The organism is Roseivirga sp. E12 (assembly GCF_017592825.1).
Classification (GTDB): Bacteria; Bacteroidota; Bacteroidia; order Cytophagales; family Cyclobacteriaceae; genus Roseivirga.
Genome location: NZ_JAGFMD010000001.1, coordinates 1,404,871 through 1,421,439, shown reverse-complemented (window position 1 = coordinate 1,421,439; position 16,569 = coordinate 1,404,871). Strand labels below are relative to the sequence as shown.

The window sequence follows — 16,569 nt, the reverse complement described above, 5'->3', positions numbered from 1 at the left end:
TATGAATAGAATTCTGTTAGTGGAAGATGATGATAGCTTCGGCTATATTTTGAAAGAGTATCTCGAAATCAATGACTTTAATGTCGATTGGGTTCAAAATGGAGAGCTTGGTCTAGATGCCTTTCTGAGAGGAGTATATGATTTGTGTATACTTGATATCATGATGCCACTCAAAGATGGGTTTACCCTTGCCAAAGAAATTCAAGAACATGATAGTTCTGTTCCATTCATTTTTTTAACAGCAAAGAGTTTGAAAATTGATAAGCTAAAAGGGTTTAGACTTGGCTGTGACGATTTTGTTGTGAAACCCATTGATGAAGAAATCTTTATTGCAAGAGTTAAGGCTTTGATGAAGCGAACTGGAATTGAAACCTTGAGTAACAGTGAAGGATCAAGTTATGAAATTGGTCTTTACATATTCGACTCTACTAATCAAGCCTTGTCTTACGGTGAAGTAACCCAGCGCCTTACCACAAAGGAAGCTAAACTGCTTCAGCTTTTGTGTGATAAGAAGAATCAAGTACTTGATCGTAATCTGGCCCTCAAAGCCGTATGGGGAGAAAGCGATTTTTTCAATCGGAAGAGCATGGATGTCTTTATTCATAAGCTCCGAAAATATCTAGAACAGGACCCTACGGTTAAGATTACCAATGTCCATGGAAAAGGCTTTGTGTTGGAAGCTTAAGTGCATCTTTTTGTTGTGATTTGAGCTGAATTAAGTATTTTTAAGAGTAAGTCAATTTAAACACATAAAAACTATGGCAATAAAAGAGAGCTTAGAAGAGAACAAACAAATTATTCTCGATAGCCTACCCACTGAAGAGTTAAAACAAGAGTTTCTAGCCGGTCTAGATAAAGTTGAGGAGCCAGCTGCTCCTTCTGTCGAAGAGCAAGTAGCAGAGGCTCAGGCTCCAGATCACGTGAGTGAAGAATTATATGAAGCGGTCAAAAAAGAAATCACCTCTTTTACACCGCCACCACCAATGTCAGCAGATGAGGAAAAAGCTGCCATTGAGGAAGGCCTCAAGCAGGTTCCTACAGAATCAAATGAAGACTAATCTTAGCCTAATCAAATCAATAAAAAGTCGCTTTATTCTTTATAAAGCGACTTTTTTATTTAGATAAGTTTCACAAAAGAGTAAAAACATTTCAAGGTCAGTGAAGTTGGTGATATATCCAATAGACACTCTTACTGCTCCTCTCTTTTGATCTATAAACTCTATCAGGTCAAAGTAGTCCTTCTGACCGTCTTTATTAAAATAGGCCTTGAGTTTATCAGCTTTGAGTTGATGATTGGTTTCGTCTATGCCTGGGTTACAAAAGCATCCTGTTCGGATCGATATGTTACGTTCAAAGGCTTCTTGCTCAATAGACAGAAAATCATGAATTGCCCCGTCTGAGTCAAAGAAATTCATGGCGATGGTTCCACCACGGTCTTTCATATTTCTGGGTCCATATATTTGGATCAGGGGTTTTCCATTAGCATGCTTTAGCCTCGCTAGTTTTTCTATCAAATACCCGGTCAAGGAGTTGACCCTATTTTTAATGCTTGAAATACCTATCGCTTCAATATATTCCAGACCGAATTTGATGGCCGGAATGTCTAAATAATTCACCGTTCCCTCTTCAAAGCGTGCAGCTTGTTTTTCTAAGTAGTGACCATCACCCTGAACACTCACAATGGTAATGGTGCCTCCAGCAAAAGAGGGTTTTTGCAATTTGTCATAAGCCGTCTTTTTAATAAGAAGCGCACCTAAACCTGTCGGATAGCCGAAGATTTTATAGAATGACAGGGAGACGAATTCGGGTTGGTGCAATTGTAGATTCAACCGATCACTCGGTACAAAGGCAGCGGCATCCAAAAGAACGTCCCAACCTTGCTCTTGTGCTTTCTCAATCCAACTGAGATCGTGCTTAACACCCGATACATTCGACTGGGCAGGAAAAGCAAATAACTTGTTCAATCCCCTTCGAGAAAGTTCTAAGTTGAGCTTTTCCTCATCTATTCTCAGTTCTTCAGTCAAGGGGCTGTATGTAAAAGGACAATTCTTTTTCCTGGCAAACTCTCGAAGACCATTTACAGAGTTGTGATTGTCGAAAGTCATTAAGAACCTTCCTTCTTGGTCAAAAGGATAACATTCTCCAATGATTTTTAGAGCAGCTGAGGCATTGGATGTGAAAACACAGATATAGTCTTCTTGGGCATTAAAGTAGTCTAGCACTTTTCTTCGAGTAGCTTGAATGTGTTTCTCGGCAAGAGCAGAACTGGGGTTAATAGAGTGTGGATTGCCTAAGATGGTGTTGCAGAGAAAGTCATGATGTGTTTTGACCTGACTTTCTCCAAAAAGTTGCCCACCTGTAAAGTCCAAATAAGTATGTTTCTGTTCATCTAGACGCTTGAAGTCTCTTGACCTTAATTCATCAATATGAAGAGTCTGTTCGAATGCTGGATATTTACTGATAAAGGACTTATAGGGGTTCTTTGGGAGTATCTGTTCGCCAATGCGGGAGATACTTTTGAGCAGTTCTAACATAGCCTATTGTTTAGTGGTGTGTGTATCTCTGCATGGTAGTTTCTCAAGCGATTGCTCATTCCAAGCGTTCAGTCCACCCATTAGGTTTTTGATTTTGGTAAAGCCATTCTCGGCTAGTATCGCGCTGGCTCTTGGGCTTCTGGCGCTAATAGAGCAGTACACAAGTATAGTTTTCTCACGATATGGCCCCAGCTTGTCCAGTCGATCGGCTATCTGATTTACAGGAATGTTAATAGCATTTTTAAACCTTCCAATCTGACTGGTCTTTTGAGTAAATTCACCTTCAGAGCGCACGTCTAAGAGTATTACATTTGGATTGTTTTCAAGTAACTCACACACTTGAGCGCTGTTAAGATTATTATAAGCCAAACCTTCATCGGGATTGTGTATGTTGATCAACTTCATGCCACAGCTTGAGCAGTTTCCTGGACCAGCAACAAGAACATCGTCTTGACTACAACCACAGGGTGTGCACTTATAGTGGGGCTTTTTATCCTGGGCCGTTACAGACTCGGTAGTAAAAAGAATAAGTGCCATTAGTACACCAATGACCACAAGTGCGTTTTTGCGTTTTTGAGCTTTCATTTTCGTTGTTTTAAGTTTTTGTCAAAACTATTTATTCGGAAAAGGCTAAAGGGCGAATGCTATGTTAAGCTTGGTCAATGACATGTTAAAAGTGTTAATGAAAGGTTAAGGGATTCAGAATGTATTCGCTTATCCTTAATTTCGAATAAATACACCTATCGTGCAGCTCTCAAGATTGACCATATATATAGTAATAGGAGCCGTGGCCCTTTCCGTCATTGGATTGATCAATGTACAGCTCAAGCTGATTAGAGCAGATGTTGAGGTCTATCAACAACAATTCAAACTGCTGGTGCCTGAGTATATCAGCGATATGCAAAGTGCTATTCGAAAAGATAAAACCTTAAGAGATCTGGTGAATTCATATAAGGGGCCAGAAAAATACTTCGTTATTGAGTCATTTGAAGATGCTCCTGACGATCAAATCCTTATGAACTTAAAGAAGAATATCGATGCTGTCTTCGATCTTAATAAGTTGAATATTGATTACGAGCTTAAGGTAATCATGGGGCAAGATAGGCGCTGCTTTTTTTACTCTGATGAGCAAGAGAAGGAGAGTAACCCTAGGATTACTGAGATAGTAGATCATGACAATTTTATGTGTCTCTGTGGACCAAATGTGGGGATGGGGCATGGTCAACATGGAGCAGGTGAGTATACGGCATTAGATGTGAGTATAGATTATCCAAATGAGCTAGGTGGGTTTGTGGGTGAAAACGGACCCTTGCTTAGAACTTCGTTGTTGCTTTTGTTGATTCTTATTGCGGCTTTTTCCTATACCGTCATCACCATTAACAAGCAGAAGAAGTTATCCGATCTAAAGAACGATTTCATCAATAATCTCACCCATGAGTTTAAAACGCCCATTTTCTCTATTTCATTGGCTTCGGGTTTATTGCGGAAATCGGAAGAAGTAAAACAGTCTGCGCGTCTATTGAAATACACAGAACTTATTGACAATGAAGGCAAACGGTTAAAAAGCCAAGTGGATAAAATTCTTCAAATGGCGCTTATCGACTCTGGTAATTTCAAGTTGGATAAGAAACAATTAAATCTTCATGATTTGATCGAAAGGGTATCAAAGAACTTTGAGTTAATAATCAATGAACAGAAAGGTCAATTGACACTTGATTTGAGTGCGGAAAGTGCCTCTATTTTCGCTGATGAAACACACCTGAATAACATCATATACAATCTCTTGGACAATGCCGTGAAGTATACTGAAAAGCGTCCAGAAATTGTTGTCAGTACCGCCAACACAGATGAGGGTATTATACTGATTATCAAAGACAATGGTATAGGAATGAGCGAGCAGGTGCAGAAGTTCATTTTTGATAAATTCTATAGAGCGGGTTCTGGTGATTTACACAATGTAAAGGGTTTTGGCTTAGGATTGAGTTATGTGAAAAGTGTGATTGAGGCGCATAAAGGTGGTATTAACCTTAACAGCAAAAAGAATGAGGGCAGTGAGTTCAACATATATTTACCATTAAGATAATGAGTGATAAAGTCAGTATTCTTTTGGTTGAAGACGATGATAACCTTGGTTATATTCTCAAGGAGTATCTTCAGGTGCATGAGTTCAAAGTGACCTGGGTAAAAGATGGTTTGCAAGGTCTCGATGCTTTTGAAAGTAGTAGGTTCGATCTTTGCCTTCTTGATGTGATGATGCCCAAAATGGATGGGTTTACGCTGGCAGAAAAGATTAAACGAGGATCGCCAGAGGTTCCGTTGATATTTCTAACGGCTAAAGCCTTGAAAATAGATAAACTGAAAGGCTTCAAGGCAGGTGCCGATGACTATATAGTTAAGCCTGTGGATGAGGAGGAATTGATCGCTAGGATTAATGCTATTGTGAAAAGGAGTGGTTTGCACAGGCAAGAAAGTCAATCCATCACCTATCAAATTGGTCAATACAGCTTTGACTACCCCAATCAAACATTGATTTTTGACGGGGAAAAACAAACTATCACCTCCAAAGAGGCTGAAATTCTAAGGCAACTTTGCTTGAGAAAGGGTCAGATCCTAGATAGACAAACCACTCTGAAAGAGCTTTGGGGAGAGAGTGACTATTTCAATCGGAGGAGTATGGACGTGTTTATTTCTAAACTGCGCAAATACCTGAGCCGAGATCCGCAGGTGAAAATTACCAATGTACACGGCAAAGGGTTTGTCCTAGAGGATTGACTAATTGTCCACGGTATCGTTGCAAACAGTCGGGTCATATTTGGAAATTGAGGCGATGTAGCTATTGTCCCGATGATTTACATCTACCCAATATGTCTCACCATCTTCAATAGTGATGGTCTGATTTAGCGCAAGACTTATGTTGAAGGCATTCTGATCATCTTCCCCTTCACCTAAAGTTATTTCTAAGGTTGATACATCAGTACGAGAAAAATTATGCCAGCATCGAAGCTCGCCAGCTGAGATCTGTACACTTTCAAAGTCGGAAGCCGATTTAACTACGTTATAGCCCAAAACGTTTAAGGTGGTGCTATTAAAAATGGTGAAATTCACTTGATTTGGCACAATCTGACCACAACTGGGAGGTGCAATGCATGTAGGTTGCGCGTCCTCCTCATTCGAACAGGCCTGAATCAGTATTATAGCTAGTATCCAAAGGTTGAGAGATTTCTTCATAAGCTTAAACGATTAGTTTGAACTATTAGACCCAAGACCGAGCCAGATGGTTGTGATCATAGTTTATGGATAAAACTTTTATAGGGGACAACTAATCGTTTCAAAATAGTGTCAATACGTTAAACTTATGTTAATTCTGATCTTTTTGGTTAGACCGCAACATAATTTATCATATTGCATCATTGTTGCATAAATAAAAAAACTATGAAAAGGTTTATCGCACTTTGTGTTATTGTTTGTTCACTAGTTACCGCTGGGTGTTGTAAGAAATGTGACCTACCCTTCGAGGAATCTGAGTTAAACAATTTGAAATATCAAATGTCTTCGGGTCGGACCTTTAGCAATGGTGCTGGCAATGAGGTGACCATGAGTTTTCAAGGGACTGATGTGGAGGATAGCGGTAAGACTTGTGGAGGCTTTGGTTCTCCAGACCTTAACGCTTGTTCCACGAATGCTACACAGCGATTCGATGTGTCTGGCGGTATTTCCGATCTGACCGTTGAATTAAATAAGTTCAGGGATGATACTTCCACCTCGGACTTACAAATGGTGATCAGTATGGGTGATGCCAATATTTTCATCTTTTTTGATGGAGGTGCGATGAGCCCATCCACTTCAGATAGAACCTCAAGCATGACCATTAATGGGACCACTTACGATGATGTGTTGACCTATTTTTTCGATCCCAATAATGACTGTAAACAACCTAGCGGCCCCAACTGTGTAGATGATAATGACATTGTAGGTGTAGATTTCAGCTTAACGGCAGGTCTACTTCGTTTTCAAATTCATAAAGGCTTACAAACCCCCAACGAAGTTTATACAGTGGTCAATTAGAACCTTTCACCATTGATATAAACAGAATCAATCCAATTCACTCCGAAATTATAGGCGATCGAGTTGAGTGTTCTATTTGGTTTGGAAACAATGAAATTCGCCCTTTTACCTTTGGTAATGGTTCCAACTTCTTCTTGAAGTTCTAGAGCGAAAGCCGCATTGTAAGTTGTGGCATTGAAAGCCTCTTCAGGCAGCAACTTCATTTTCATAGTCGCCAAACTATTGATCAGACCCATGTTGAATGATGGGGCCGAACCCGGGTTAAAGTCTGAAGCCAATACCAACGGTAGACCATTTTCGATAATCTTTTTGGCTGGGGCAAAGGGAATATTGATAAAGAAAGAACATCCAGGCAGGGCGACAGGAATGGTATCGGAATCCTTTAGTAGCACCATTTCAGATTCAGGGAGCACTTCTAGGTGATCGACTGACACAGCACCAAATTCGATAGCCTTTTCTATCCCTCCGATGGCATTAAACTGATTCACATGAACCTTTGGCTTTAGCTCATATTTCTCTCCAGCTTCCAAAATATGACACATTTGATCGACAGTGAAATAACCTTCTTCACAGAAACAGTCTATATAGTCAGCCAGCTTTTGAGAATAAATCTCTGGTAGCATTTCTTGAAGAATAGTTTTCATGTACTTCTCCCGATCAGCATGAGGAAAAGCATGGGCTCCCAAAAAAGTAGATTTGATGGGAATGGGGAACTCTTGTTTGAGCTGGGCTATCACTTGAAGCATTTTTATCTCCGCTTCAAGCGTTAGTCCGTAGCCACTCTTGATTTCAATGGCTCCAGTTCCACTGGAAATAGCTTCAGAAAGCCTTTGCCTAGCACCATCGAGTAAGGCCTCGAATGATGCTTCTTGAAGTTTTCGAGCTGAGTTCACAATACCACCTCCAGCAGCAGCAATGGATTGATAGTCCATTCCCTTAATCTTCATTACAAATTCCTCATCACGATCGGCAGCAAAAACTAAGTGAGTATGCGAATCAATAAAAGTTGGTGTAACCATGCGGCCTTGTAAGTCGATGACCTCATATGTGCTGTCAGCTTGGAATTCATCCATAGTGCCATGATCTTCAATCAAACCGTCTTTTACCTTAAGCCAGGCATTTTTGAGAGAGGGAACATCTGCCATGAGCGCACCACGAAGAATCTTGGTGCCGAACGCTCTAACTTGAGCAAGTGTGCCGATATTGGTAAAAACCTTTTGCATAGTTGAAGTTACTATTTTTGATTATGAATCGTCATGCCGCCCCGAAGCTTCGAGGTGTTTCAGCATCTCTGGGCCCCTGAAATGACTTCAGGATGATGTAAATAGGTTGTTAATCAAGGTGTCTTCAACCAATTGTGGTTTCGTGACTTTCAGCTTAGGTTCTGACTGCATGGCGCGGTCAATGGCGCTCATCGCATGAGGGTTTCGAGCCCAATTACGTCTGGCAATTCCGTTGTTGACATCCCAAAAGAGCATGCTTTTGAGCTTTTGATCAGCTTCTTCAGAACCATCAAGGAACATACCAAAACCGCCATTTATGACTTCTCCCCAGCCAACGCCACCGCCATTGTGCAGGGACACCCAGGTAGCACCTCGGAAGGCATCGCCAACAAAGTTTTGGACTGCCATGTCAGCTGTGAATTGAGACCCATCATAGATGTTAGAAGTCTCTCTGTAAGGAGAGTCTGTTCCAGAAACGTCATGATGGTCACGCCCTAGCACGACTGGACCTATCTCTCCATTTTTAATCGCCTCATTAAAGGCAGCTGCGATTCTCATTCTACCTTGGGCATCTGCATAAAGAATTCGCGCTTGAGAGCCCACCACCAACTGATTCTTTTTAGCCTCCTTAACCCAGTGTAGGTTGTCTTGAAGCTGAGGTTTAATTTCTTCTGGAGCTTCTTCGAGCATTTGCTCAATAACTGTCGCGGCAATGGCATCCGTGGCGTCTAAATCTTCTGGTTTACCTGAAGCACAAACCCATCTGAATGGCCCGAAGCCATAGTCAAAACACAGAGGCCCCATAATGTCTTGAACGTAAGAAGGATATTTGAACTCTTGTGAATCTGACTTGAAGACATCCGCTCCAGCTCTACCGGCCTCTAGCAAAAAGGCATTACCGTAATCGAAGAAATAGGTGCCCTTTGCGGTTTGTTTGTTGATGGCTTGAGCATGCCTTCTGAGCGTTTTGTATACCTCTTCTTTGAAGTTTTCTGGTTGCTCTGCCATCATTTCATTGGCTGCTTCATAACTCATGCCGACAGGGTAGTAGCCACCGGCAAATGGGTTATGCAGAGAGGTTTGATCAGAACCGAAATCAATCGTAAGTCCAGCATTTTCAAAGCCTTCCCAAACGTCAACAATGTTGCCGAGGTAAGCAAAAGAAGTGTTTTCGCCAGCTTTTCTCGCTTGCTCAACCTGAGTGATGAGTTCGTCAATATTTTCAATCACAACATCTACCCATCCTTGCTCTTGCCTTTTGTAGGCTGCTTTTGGGTTTACTTCGGCTGTTACCGAAACCAGGCCGGCAATTTTAGCTGCTTTCGGTTGAGCACCACTCATACCACCTAAGCCTGAGGTGACAAAGAGCAAGCCTTTGAAATTGCCATCAGGTCTCTTCATTCTGGCAGCATTCAACACAGTTATTGTGGTGCCATGGACAATTCCTTGTGGGCCAATGTACATATAGGAACCAGCCGTCATTTGACCGTACTGAGTAACGCCTAATGCATTGAATTTCTCCCAGTCATCCGGCTTCGAATAATTTGGGATCATCATGCCGTTTGTGACCACAACTCTAGGGGCATTTTTACTGGATGGGAATAGTCCCATTGGATGACCAGAGTACATAACTAGGGTTTGTTCATCGGTCATCTCAGAAAGATACTTCATTACGAGTCTGTACTGTGCCCAGTTTTGAAAGACCGCTCCATTTCCACCGTAGGTGATTAGTTCGTAGGGGTGCTGGGCGACTTTTGGATCTAGGTTGTTCTGAATCATGAGCATTAGTGCTTTTGCCTGCTCTGAATTCCCAGGGTATTCTTCAATACTTCTGGCAGAAACGAAATCTTTCGGCATAAAACGATACATATAGACTCTGCCATAGGCATTGAGCTCCTCTAAAAACTCAGCAGCGAGTTGGCCATGCCATTCGCTAGGAAAGTACCTTAATGCATTTCGGATAGCGAGCTTTTTGTCTGAATCAGAAAGTATGTCTTTGCGTTTGGGAGCTCGATTGATTTCTGGATCGAAGACTAGGGCTTTTGGAAGGCTTGAAGGAATTCCTTCTTGGAGTTGTTGGTGGAACTTGTTCATACTAGTAAACTTCAAAAGATGAATGATGGTCGCTGCTGACTTTGCAAATTTCAAGGAAGGCCCTGCTCTCTATGATTTTATGAGCCTTTTCGATGTCTTTCGAGAAGATACGATCGACTTCTGCATGATCAATCTTGCTTCGTGTGTGGGCGTGACAGGCTTCCAGAACTTCTCCCGACTTAAGAGGACGTCTAAAATCGAAAGCTTGTGCAGCACATAGTAATTCGATCGCGAGTATATGCTCTAAATTGCCGATGATTTCCAAGGCTTTTCTCCCGCTGATAGATCCCATACTCACATGATCTTCTTGACCTAAAGAAGTTGGTACACTATCGGCACTTGCCGGAAAGCAGAGGCTCTTATTCTCACTTACCAGCGCAGCAGAGGTGTATTGCGGTAGCATAAAACCTGAGTTGATTCCGGTGTCATTCATCAATAGCTGAGGTAAGCCTTCTACTTTTCCTTCCAATGACAGGTATATTCTACGGTCCGAAATATTGCCTAATTCAGCCGCAGCCAATGCTGCATAGTCTAAAGGAAGGGCCAGAGGTTGGCCATGGAAGTTTCCACCGCTGATGGTTTCTTCTGCACTTAAAATGATGGGATTGTCCGTTACAGCATTGAGTTCTACCTCTAAAAGTTCTTTGAGATGCAGCCAAGTGTTTCTTGATGTACCATGAACCTGAGGAATACAACGTAGCGAATAGGGGTCTTGTACGCGATCGCAATTGGCGTGTGCCGATAGAATCTCAGAGTCTTGCAGTAGCGTCTTTACTCTATTCGCAACGTGTTGGTTCCCTTTAAATGGTCTAAGTGCATGCAGTTCTGGAGAAAAGGGTTTGATGGAACCTTGCAATGCTTCGATCATCATAGCACCAATGATGTCGGCATGGCTTAAACAGTTATAAAGCCTGTCGAGTACCTCAACTCCATGAGCAGCAATAAATTGGGTGCCATTGATTAATGCCAGACCTTCCTTGGGTCCTAAAGCCACTGATGTTAGACCAGTTTTGTCAAACAGTGATTTGGTGCTGATTTTTTCACCTTGATAGAAAACTTCTCCTAAGCCAATCAATGGTAGGAAGAGGTGAGCTAATGGAGCTAAATCACCTGATGCACCGACCGATCCCTTTTCTGGCACAACAGGAATTGCATCATTGTCAATATGCCAAGCGATTCGTTCTAAAGTGCTTAACTGTATACCTGAAAACCCTTTGGCCAACGAGTGCACCTTCAGAATCATCATCAATTTGCTCAGTTCTGGGGCAATTGGATTTCCCACACCAACACTGTGGCTTTTGAGGATATTGTATTGAAGCGTTTCGGTGTCTTTAGCTGATATTTTAGTAGTGCAAAGTGGTCCAAAGCCCGTATTGACTCCATATACCGTAGTCTCCTTTTCGGTGATTTCTTTGACATATTGAGCGCTCTGATTGACCCTATCGATGGTGTCTTTTGTGAGTGTTCCGTTGATTTGACCTCGGGCGATTTTTAATGCAACACTTGTGGTTAAGCGATCCGATCCGTAGTTGAATTCCTTCATAGGTTTTAAGGGTTACTCGATTTATCAACTTTAAATCTACTTCTAATTAGTAATTCCTATAAATGATTTATTATTATTGATTAATAACTATTAGGAATCAATGGAATTACGTCATCTTAGGTATTTACTCGCATTGGGCAAGGAGTTGCATTTTGCTAAAGCTGCGGAAAAGCTTTTCATTACTCAACCGGCTTTGTCAAAGCAGATTCAACAGCTAGAAGAGGACTTAGGGACTAAGTTGTTCCATCGTACAAAGCGGAGTGTTTCGCTAACACAAGCTGGTAAATACTTAATGGATGAAGCCGACTACATCATCAATCACTTGGACCGAGTAGTTGAGGCGACTAAGCGTAAAGGAGAAGGGGAGCAGGGCGAGATTAGGGTAGGATTTGTAGGCTCGGCAATGCAGAATATTATTCCTGAATTGCTTGAAGAGATGAGTAAGTCACACCCAAATATCCACGCATCTTTAGATGAGTTGAACAACAAAGACCAGCTAGATGCTATCGCTCATGATCGACTGGACATTGGTTTCGTGAGACTCGAAAGTGTGCATAAGGGCTTTGAGCAACAAGTGGTATTGGAGGATTCGTTTTCACTAGTCGTGTCAGATCAACATGCCATTCAGCCAGAATCGTTTGAAAGCCTTTATCAATTTAAAGAGGAGCAGTTTATCCTTTTTTCCAACGATTACAGCCAAGAGTATTATGACAACATCATGAGTATTTTCTCAGATCATGATTTTGAACCTAAGGTTTCTCATCGCTCAGTACAAGCCAATAGCATCTTTCGTCTGGTAGAGCGGCAGCTGGGGGTGGCTATTGTGCCATCTGCACTTGAAGGCGGAGTGGATTTGGGAGTGCGTTTTATTCCTCTCGATCACTTGCCGCAGCGCACTAAGCTGATGGCTGTTTGGGATGCTAAGAACAGGAATGAGGCTTTGGGTAAGTTTTTGGAATTGCTCTGAATCTCCCTCCGCCTATCGGCACCTCCCTCAAGGGAGGACAAGTCTACCGTTTTTTGATGTTACCTGCTTACTGACAGGCTTCGCTTTCCCCCGCTGGCGGGGGTTAGGGGGTGGACCAACAAGTTTTCTTTCGCTATCTTCATTTTGCACATATGCCTTCCAATAACCACTATAACAAGCACCTCAAGGAAAATGCCAATGCCCTCCGAAAGAGAATGACGAAGGCTGAAGCTTGTTTATGGAAATATGTGCTTAGGGCTAGAATGCTTGAAGGTCATCAATTCAGAAGGCAGAGGCCAATAGATCGTTACATTGCTGATTTTGTCTGTCTTAATCTCAAGGTTATTATTGAAGTTGATGGACTAACCCACGAACATGGTGAAGTGGCCAATGAAGATGCTATAAGGCAAACTAGATTAGAAGCACTGGGATTCACTGTTATTCGATTTACTGATGATGAAGTGTTAACTCAAATCAATAGGGTAAGAGAATCGATACTTAGTACAATTGAAGAAATACTTGAAAATCTGGACTAACTATGTCTCCCTCTGCCTATCGGCACCTCTCTCAAGGGAGGAGAGGTTTAGCATTCCTTATGTCCTTTAAAGCATTTCGATAATTATCGAGTAAAGCTTTCTGCGATAAATTTGAGACCAATGGGTAGAGAAGTTCTCCAAAAATCCCAAGTGTGAGCTCCATCTCTAACACGATACTGATGACGGATGCCTCTTTTGCGCATTTCAATATGTAGACTGGCATTACCGATGGCCAAGAAGTCATCATCGCCACAGTCAAAGTAGATTCTAACTGTATTAAGCTTATTTACATCTGCGGTTTTGGCAATATCCAAAATGCTATTCTTTCGGTAGTGCTCGGAAAGCCTGGCCTCTCCTTTAAGGCCAGTACCTAAAGCACGTCCCCAATAGCCATCAAACCCTTGTTGACCACCGGCAAGCATTTCTTCGTCTGTGCCTACGGCTGAGCTGTAAGCAGCAGCAGCGCCAAACAACTCGGGGTAGAGCATAGCAAATCTTAAAGTACCAGCACCTCCCATGGATAAGCCACTGATGCCACGGAACTGTTTTTCTGCCCTGATTCTATATTTACCTTCCACATGTGGCATAAGCTCTTCGATAAACATGTCACCATATCTATACGAATTATCATGATTGTTCATGTAGAGGCGATCGTCACCATCAGGCATGATAATAACCATTGGAGGAATGTCGCCCTGAGCAATACCTTCGTCAACAATGTGTTGCATATCGCCAAACTGAATCCAATCGGTCTCGTTTCCGGTGAAGCCGTTGAGTAGGTAGACGACAGGGTACATGCGCAATGATGTGTTGTAACCATCGGGTAGATAAACGGAGTAGCGGATGTCTTTTTGTAAAATTTTACTCTGAAAGGACATGCTTTCCTTGACAACACTCTGAGCCGAAAGGGCAGAAATCGTAAAGGAAAATAGAAGGGTCAATAGGCTTTTCATGGTTGATCTTTAATTCAAAACAAACGCATCGTGTTGCCTGGTATATCTACTTTTTGATAACTCTTCTTTTAACAACTCGATGGCTTCGAGATTCATACCAATTCCTCGGTTCTGAACCCAGAAGTAATTGTCCTTAATATAAGATTCTATTCCCTGATTATTAAGATCTGCCATCAATTTGGTTATGCGTTGATCGATGTTCTCGTTCAGTTGTTCAAATTGATCATGTATTAATGTATAGGTTCTTCTCAGATCTTGGTTGCTCATAAATCCTTCATATTGTTCTGGGTAGCTTGTTTCTGCTCTGTTTAAATAGGCGAGCATATAATATTTGAATTCAAAGTATGCCATCCGAATGCTGCTCATGTTTTGCATATAATCCAGGTAAGCACTAGGGTTGTCACTTCCCATTTCCCGGTAAACTGGGAAGAGCTTATAAGATATCAATGTACCTCTGAAGTAGGCATTAAATTCATCCAGTAGTCCATAGATTCCTTGCTTTTGACTTCCCAGATTACTCTTTGGAGTGATGTATGGGTTGTACCGAAAAGTTCTTAAGGCTTTAGGGATATCCCTTTTTAGTTCATTGCTATTGTAAACATCAGTATGCTTGACTAAAGCTATGTCACTGCCGTCAATCATAAATGCAGAATAAGAATCTCCAAAATCATAATCATGAGATGATTCATTGCTGAGCATTTGATATGGGTAATAACTCGTGAAATTATGTAATGACTCATGAACCACTGTGTTGAGTGATCCTCGAATATCTTCGGCCGTTTTTCCACTTAACCAAGCTTCAGGTTTGGTGGGTTCTCCTGTGGTGATTGTCATCCCGTTGAGCTTGTATTTGGTAGGTAATTTGGCCAGTGATTGAAGCATTGCGTAAGAGTCGCTGTCATGTTCCTCGATCAAGGAGTACATGAGCCTTATTTGTTGACCCTTTGAAAGGCTTTGACTGTAAGCCACGGTTATGGGTAAGAGTAGTAGAACAATAAACTTGAGCTTCCTCATATTGGGATAATTGTTTTCTATTCTACGCTGAGATCTGAGTTTCAGTATACCTCATTGTCAATTCATTAGTTCTAGCTTTAGCATGCCCAAAAGGATAAATGTTATAATTTAGAAATCCATCAGAATTTAATCTTCTATGTCAAAATATATCATCACTGTAGATGCTGGCACAACCAGTGAACGCGCAATTATCTTTAACAAACAGGGTGACATTGTCAATGTCTCTCAGCGAGAGTTCGAACAATTCTATCCAAAACCTGGATGGGTGGAACACAACCCATTAGAAATTTGGGAGACACAGAAGTTCACTATTTCAGATGTTCTTGAAAAGCAGGGAGCCTCTGCAGCTGATATTGCCGCCATAGGCATTACCAACCAGCGAGAAACAACATTGGTTTGGGATAAAAAAACCGGTAAGTCTATTCACAAAGCGATCGTATGGCAGGACAGAAGAACGGCTGACTATTGCGAAGAATTAAAAGACCAAGCAACCATGGATATGATCCAGGAGAAAACTGGACTGTTGATAGACGCTTACTTTTCAGCTTCAAAAATCAGGTGGATATTGGATCATGTAGAAGGAGCTCAGGAAAGAGCCGAAGCTGGTGAACTGGCCTTTGGAACGGTTGATAGCTGGTTATTATGGAAACTGACGGGTGGAAAGGTGCATGCGACTGACGTTAGCAATGCGAGTCGAACGATGATCTTCAATATCCATACACTACAATGGGATGATGAGTTGCTTGAGATTTTCAACATACCGAAGGCTATGCTGCCTGAAGTAAAAAGCAGTAGCGAGGTCTATGGGCATACTGATCCTGAACTTTTTGGTGGCAAAATACCCATTGCCGGCATAGCAGGTGATCAGCAATCGGCTCTATTTGGGCAGATGTGTACAGAGCCAGGCATGGTCAAAAATACCTACGGAACGGGTTGTTTCATGGTGATGAATACGGGTGAAAAAGTCATTAAATCTAAACATAAGTTACTCTCGACTATTGCATGGCAAATTGGAGATGAAGTCAACTATGCCCTTGAAGGAAGTATTTTCATTGGTGGCGCCATTGTCCAGTTTTTGAGAGATAACCTACACTTTGTGGATAACGCTCCTGAAATAGAAGCCTTGGCAAAGACTGTTGAAGATAACGGAGGGGTCTACTTCGTTCCGGGCTTTGTGGGTTTAGGTGCTCCGCATTGGGATCAATATAGTACTGGTTTGATGATTGGTTTGACCCGAGGAACAGAGAAAGGGCATATTGCGAGAGCTGCGCTTGAAGCTTTGGCTCTTCAGAGTATGGAAGTGATTGATACAATGGCTTTAGATTCTGGGATTGAGCAAAAAGAACTTCGCGTAGATGGAGGAGCATCAGCTAACAATCTCTTAATGCAAATACAATCTGATATCACTGGATTAAAGATCGTAAGACCCCAAATTGTAGAGACTACTGCTCAAGGTGCAGCCTTCTTAGCTGGACTGGCTGTAGGCTATTGGGAGAGTAAAGAAGAAATTCAATCGCTTTGGGCCATTGATAAAACCTTCGAACCATCCGGTGATGATGTGTCGGAAGTAAAAAGAAATTGGTCACGAGCGGTGGATCGTGCTAAAGCCTGGGTTGAATAAAATCCTAATTAAATAGCGA

The 16,569-nt window shown here is 41.9% G+C and carries 16 protein-coding genes; 8 read left to right on the top strand and 8 right to left on the bottom strand.

The genetic code is table 11. From position 1 onward, the window contains the following. Position 1 precedes the first annotated feature (1 nt). Together J4E76_RS06315 and J4E76_RS06310 are read left to right on the top strand one after the other, a co-directional pair. Positions 2–685, top strand: a complete 684-nt coding sequence (locus J4E76_RS06315) for a response regulator transcription factor (RefSeq protein ID WP_208502212.1) — start codon at positions 2–4, stop codon at positions 683–685. Positions 686–758: 73 nt separating this feature from the next. Further along, complete coding sequence (locus J4E76_RS06310) at positions 759–1,058, top strand: hypothetical protein (RefSeq protein ID WP_208502210.1); 300 nt, start codon at positions 759–761, stop codon at positions 1,056–1,058. 39 nt (positions 1,059–1,097) lie between these two features. On the opposite strand, the gene J4E76_RS06305 is transcribed toward J4E76_RS06310, so the two are convergent. Then, a complete protein-coding gene (locus J4E76_RS06305) occupies positions 1,098–2,534 on the bottom strand; it encodes an aminotransferase class V-fold PLP-dependent enzyme (protein ID WP_208502208.1) in 1,437 nt (478 codons plus the stop codon). Between the two features lie 3 nt (positions 2,535–2,537). Further along, the gene (locus J4E76_RS06300) at positions 2,538–3,119 is read right to left on the bottom strand and encodes a rhodanese-like domain-containing protein (protein ID WP_208502206.1); all 582 of its coding nucleotides are present in this window, start codon (positions 3,117–3,119) and stop codon (positions 2,538–2,540) included. A gap of 160 nt (positions 3,120–3,279) precedes the next feature. Here J4E76_RS06300 and J4E76_RS06295 point away from each other — a divergent pair, with 160 nt between their 5' ends. Next, complete coding sequence (locus tag J4E76_RS06295) at positions 3,280–4,617, top strand: HAMP domain-containing sensor histidine kinase (RefSeq protein WP_208502204.1); 1,338 nt, start codon at positions 3,280–3,282, stop codon at positions 4,615–4,617. Further along, positions 4,617–5,306, top strand: coding sequence for a response regulator transcription factor (locus tag J4E76_RS06290; protein WP_208502203.1), 690 nt, complete (start codon positions 4,617–4,619; stop codon positions 5,304–5,306). Before J4E76_RS06295 ends, J4E76_RS06290 begins: the two co-directional genes overlap by 1 nt. Here the strand turns inward: J4E76_RS06290 and J4E76_RS06285 are convergent, their stop codons facing one another. After that, positions 5,307–5,762, bottom strand: a complete 456-nt coding sequence (locus tag J4E76_RS06285) for a hypothetical protein (protein ID WP_208502201.1) — start codon at positions 5,760–5,762, stop codon at positions 5,307–5,309. It abuts the gene before it with no gap. A 204-nt stretch (positions 5,763–5,966) separates the two neighbouring features. Between J4E76_RS06285 and J4E76_RS06280 the strand changes: the two genes are divergently transcribed. Beyond that, positions 5,967–6,599, top strand: coding sequence for a hypothetical protein (locus J4E76_RS06280; protein WP_208502199.1), 633 nt, complete (start codon positions 5,967–5,969; stop codon positions 6,597–6,599). Here J4E76_RS06280 and hutI read toward each other — a convergent pair. The 3 genes from hutI to hutH all read right to left on the bottom strand — a co-directional run bounded on the left by hutI (position 6,596) and on the right by hutH (position 11,459). Next, on the bottom strand, positions 6,596–7,822 hold the full coding sequence (gene hutI / locus J4E76_RS06275; protein WP_208502197.1) for an imidazolonepropionase: 1,227 nt from the start codon (positions 7,820–7,822) through the stop codon (positions 6,596–6,598). The genes J4E76_RS06280 and hutI overlap by 4 nt on opposite strands. Before the next feature lie 87 nt (positions 7,823–7,909). Next, positions 7,910–9,916, bottom strand: coding sequence for a urocanate hydratase (locus J4E76_RS06270; protein WP_208502195.1), 2,007 nt, complete (start codon positions 9,914–9,916; stop codon positions 7,910–7,912). A gap of 1 nt (position 9,917) precedes the next feature. Then, positions 9,918–11,459, bottom strand: a complete 1,542-nt coding sequence (gene hutH / locus J4E76_RS06265) for a histidine ammonia-lyase (protein ID WP_208502193.1) — start codon at positions 11,457–11,459, stop codon at positions 9,918–9,920. A 100-nt stretch (positions 11,460–11,559) separates the two neighbouring features. Between hutH and J4E76_RS06260 the strand changes: the two genes are divergently transcribed. Beyond that, positions 11,560–12,426, top strand: a complete 867-nt coding sequence (locus J4E76_RS06260) for a LysR family transcriptional regulator (RefSeq protein ID WP_208502191.1) — start codon at positions 11,560–11,562, stop codon at positions 12,424–12,426. A gap of 152 nt (positions 12,427–12,578) precedes the next feature. Beyond that, positions 12,579–12,962, top strand: coding sequence for an endonuclease domain-containing protein (locus tag J4E76_RS06255; RefSeq protein ID WP_208502189.1), 384 nt, complete (start codon positions 12,579–12,581; stop codon positions 12,960–12,962). Between the two features lie 83 nt (positions 12,963–13,045). On the opposite strand, the gene J4E76_RS06250 is transcribed toward J4E76_RS06255, so the two are convergent. Both J4E76_RS06250 and J4E76_RS06245 read right to left on the bottom strand, forming a co-directional pair. After that, entirely contained in the window at positions 13,046–13,915 is an 870-nt protein-coding gene (locus J4E76_RS06250) for an esterase family protein (RefSeq protein ID WP_208502187.1), read from the bottom strand. A 9-nt stretch (positions 13,916–13,924) separates the two neighbouring features. After that, positions 13,925–14,929 (bottom strand): hypothetical protein, encoded by a 1,005-nt coding sequence (locus J4E76_RS06245; RefSeq protein ID WP_208502185.1) that lies wholly within the window; start codon positions 14,927–14,929, stop codon positions 13,925–13,927. Positions 14,930–15,065: 136 nt separating this feature from the next. On the opposite strand from J4E76_RS06245, the gene glpK reads away from it, so the two are divergent. Next, positions 15,066–16,550 (top strand): glycerol kinase GlpK, encoded by a 1,485-nt coding sequence (glpK, locus tag J4E76_RS06240; RefSeq protein WP_208502182.1) that lies wholly within the window; start codon positions 15,066–15,068, stop codon positions 16,548–16,550. The last annotated feature ends 19 nt before the right edge of the window (positions 16,551–16,569 follow it).